The organism is Streptomyces sp. NPDC003691 (genome assembly GCF_053981115.1).
Genome location: NZ_JBSFNQ010000198.1, coordinates 1 through 4,160 on the forward strand (window position 1 = coordinate 1; position 4,160 = coordinate 4,160).

Genomic DNA, 4,160 nt, shown 5'->3' on the forward strand with positions numbered 1-4,160 from the left:
CGAGCGGGTGCTCGACAACGGGGAGGGTCGCGCGGCGCCGGACGACCTGGACCGGCTCGCGCAGACCGTCCCAGACGATGCCCGTGCGATAGATGTCGTGCCGGTCCACCACCTGCTGAAGAGCCGCGGTGAAGGAGTTCAGCCGCTCGGCCGAGTCGAACTCGATGACGCGCACGGTCACATAGGCGTCGGCGCTGCCCTGTGCCATGAGGTGGTGGAAGAGCATGCCTTCCTGGAGCGGCGCGAGGGGGTAGATGTCCGCGATGTTCGCGGCTCCGCCGTCAACGGTGGCCGTGATCCGGTCGATCTCCGCCTGGTCCAGCTCGACCAGCGACAGCATCTCCGGCACGATCCGCACCGCACCGTCCGGAATCAGATTCTCCGGCACCGGCACGGCCGCTTCACCCGCCGCACCCGCCAGGCCCGCCGGAGTCGGTGCCTCGAACAACGCGCGCACCGATACCGAAACGCCCCGCTGCCGCAACCGCTCCACCAACGACACAGCCAGAAGCGAGTGGCCGCCGAGTTCGAAGAAGTTGTCGTCCACGCCGACCGTGTTCAGGCCGAGGACATCGGCGAAGACCGCGCAGAGGATCTCCTCCTGCACGGAGGCAGGGGCTCTTCCGGTACCGACTGCAAACTCCGGCGCGGGGAGAGCCTCGCGGTTCAGCTTGCCGTTCACGGTCAGGGGGAGTTCAGGGAGGGCGACGAAGGCGGCCGGAACCATGTACTCCGGCAGCCGTCCGGCGACGAACTCCCGCAGCCCGTCTGTGTCCGGTGCGACCACGTAGGCGATCAGGGCGCTGTCGCGGACGATGACCGCGGCCTGCGTCACGTCAGGGTGGGTGAGGAGTACGGCTTCGACCTCACCGGGCTCGATCCGGAAACCGCGGATCTTGACCTGGTCGTCCGCACGCCCGGCGAACACGAGCTGCCCGTCGTCCGTCCAGCGGGCCAGGTCACCCGTCCGGTACATCCGCTCACCACCGGGACCGTGCGGGCAGGCCACAAAACGCTCGCCGGTCAGCCCTGGGCGGTTCACATAGCCACGTGCCAGCCCGGCACCCGCCACATACAGCTCACCCGCAACACCCACCGGCACCGGCTCAAGACGCCCGTCCAGAACATAAAGCCGGGTGTTCGCAACCGGACGGCCGAACGGCACCACACCCGGCCGGTCCGGATCCACGTCGGAAGCAGCGACCATCACCGTCGCCTCCGTCGGACCGTACGTATTCACCAGCCGCCGGCCCGACGACCACAACCGCGCCGCCGACTCACCAATCGCCTCAGCCCCCACCAGCAGCGTCCCCACCCGCCCGAGAACTGCCGGATCGATCACCCCGAGCAGCGACGGCACCACCGACGCCGCAGTCACCCCCTCCAGCTCCGCCAGCCGCGACGGCTCCTCCCGCTGCCCCTCCGACGCAATCCACAACCCCGCACCAGACGACAGCGCCACCGCCACATCCAGCACCGACGCATCGAACCCGAAGGAAGCAAACTGCAACACCCCGGCACCAGGGCCCGCACCCATCACCGGACCGAACACCGACACCAGGTTCACCAAAGAACCGTGCGCAACCGCCACACCCTTCGGAACCCCCGAAGAACCCGACGTATAAATCACATACGCCAACCCGGACGAGTTCACAGCCACCGAAGCCACCGGCTCACACACAGCCGAAGCCGCCAACTCCTCCGCACCCACCACCACACCCGCACCCGAATCCGCCAGCATGAACTCCTGCCGCTCCACCGGCAGCGAACCATCCACCGGCACATACGCCGCCCCTGCCTTCCACGCCCCCAGAATGCCGATAACCATCTCGACTCCGCGGCCCAGGCGCAGGCCCACCACCGACTCCACACCCACACCACGACTCCGCAGATACGAAGCCAGCCGACCCGCCGCAGCATCCAACTCCGCATACGACACCCGCGCCCCATCAGCCACCACCGCAACCCCATCCGGATCCGCAGCCACCCACCCCTCGAACAACCCCAACACCGACCCCGCCGAACCCACATCCACCCCGGTCGCATTCCACTCACTCAGCACCCGACCCCGCTCAACGGGATTCAGAATGGCTATGGAGTCGAGCGCGGTCTCCGCGGCTCCGTCCCGTGCACCTTCCAGCGCCTCGACGACGCTCTCCACCGCAGTCCCGAACATCCGGGCAACTGCGGCGGCATCCACTGGCGCCACTGCTTCAACAGCAAATCCGAGATTGCCCGGTCCGAAATCGTTGACGGCCACAGTCAGCGGGTAGTTGGTGCGGTCACGAGACGAGACCGCACGTATTCCAGCCATCGACTGCGGCGCCGTCCGGCCCTCCTCGTCCTGGCCACCGCCGTGCCAGTAATTGAAAAGAGAGGTGAAAAGCGGCGTGTTGCCGGGAATACCGCTGGCCTGTTGGGCCACCGCGAGCGGTGCGTGCTCGTGCGCAAGCAGCGACGCCAGTTGCACCCTCATCTGGTCGACGGCCGAGCGAACGTCCGTGTTGCCCGTGCGTACCCGCACCGGGAGGGTGTTGATGAACGGGCCCGGCACCCTGTCGGCTCCTTCGCCGACGTTCATCCGGCCGAACAGAACCGTGCCGAATACCACGTCGTCCCGGCCGGACAGCGCACCGACCACCCGGGCCCATGCGACATGGAGCACGGTGGCCGTGCTGACACCCAGCCGACGCGCCGTTTGGTGGAGTCGTTCGGCAACCCCGTGCGTCACGGTCAGTGTCTCCGTATGGGCATCACTGCCGTCACGGCGTACGTCGAGCACCCCGTAAGGGGCGGTCGGTTCCGTCACATCGCCCAGCAACTCCGCAAAGTACCGGGCGTGCTCGGCCCTGGGCACACGACGGGTCCTGGCCACGAAGTTCCGGAACGGCACCGGAGGCGCCAGTCGGTCGAACTCTCCGTCGAGAACCGTTTGCAGCTCGCGCAGCAGGACGTCCTTGCCCAAGTGGTCCTGGAGCATGTGGTGCATCCGTACCAGGGCAGTCCAGCGGCCGCCCGCCGTCTCCGCGATATGCAGGTCCATGAGCGGGGCTCGGTTCAGGTCCATCGTCAGGCCGACAGCAGACAGGAAGGCTTCCGCGGTTGCCGCCCCCGGAGCGACGTCGAGCGGCAGGATGTGCTCGACCACGGGGACTACGACGTTCCGCCAGACGACCTGGACCGGCTCGCGCAGTCCGTCCCAGACCACGGAGGTGCGATAGATGTCGTGGCGGTCGATCACCTGCTGAAGGGCCTCGGCGAAGTCATCGAGGCGCACCCGGGAATCGAATTCCAGCATGCGTACGGTGACATACACATCCGTTCCACCGGCACCTGCCATGAGGTGGTGGAAGAGCATGCCTTCCTGGAGCGGGGCGAGGGGGTAGATGTCCGCGATGTTCGCGGCGCCGCCCTCGACGGTCGCGACGATCCGGTCGATCTCCGCCTGGTCCAGCTCGACCAGCGACAGCATCTCCGGCACGATCCGCACCGCACCGTCCGGAATCAGATTCTCCGGCACCGGCACGGCCACCTCACCCGCCGCACCCGCCAGGCCCGCCGGAGTCGGTGCCTCGAACAACGCGCGCACCGATACCGAAACGCCCCGCTGCCGCAACCGCTCCACCAACGACACAGCGAGGAGGGAGTGGCCGCCGAGTTCGAAGAAGTTGTCGTCCACGCCGACCGTGTCCAGGCCGAGGACGTCGGCGAAGACCGCGCAGAGGATCTCCTCCTGGACGGATGCCGGGGCCCGGCCCCCGTCCGAGGTGAAGTCGGGAGCAGGGAGGGCCGTACGGTCGAGCTTGCCGTTCACGGTCAGCGGCAGCTCGGCGAGGGTGACGAAGGCGGCCGGGACCATATACTCCGGCAACCGTCCGGCGACGAACTCCCGCAGCCCGTCCGTGTCCGCTGAGACCACATAAGCGACCAGAGCGCTGTCGCGGACGATAACCGCGGCCTGCGTCACATCAGGATGCGTGAGGAGTGCGGCTTCGACCTCACCCGGCTCGATCCGGAAACCGCGGACCTTCACCTGGTCGTCCGCACGCCCGGCGAACACGAGCTGCCCATCGTCCGTCCAGCGGGCCAGGTCACCCGTCCGGTACATCCGCTCACCACCGGAACCGTGAGGGCAGGCCACGAAGCGTTCGCCGGTCAGG

General features: G+C 67.9%; 1 protein-coding gene. It reads right to left on the reverse strand.

Going from position 1 to position 4,160, the window contains the following annotated elements:
* Positions 1-4,160, reverse strand: a 4,160-nt coding sequence (locus ACWDR0_RS34655) for an amino acid adenylation domain-containing protein (protein WP_456355814.1), incomplete at both ends; no start/stop codon positions are given.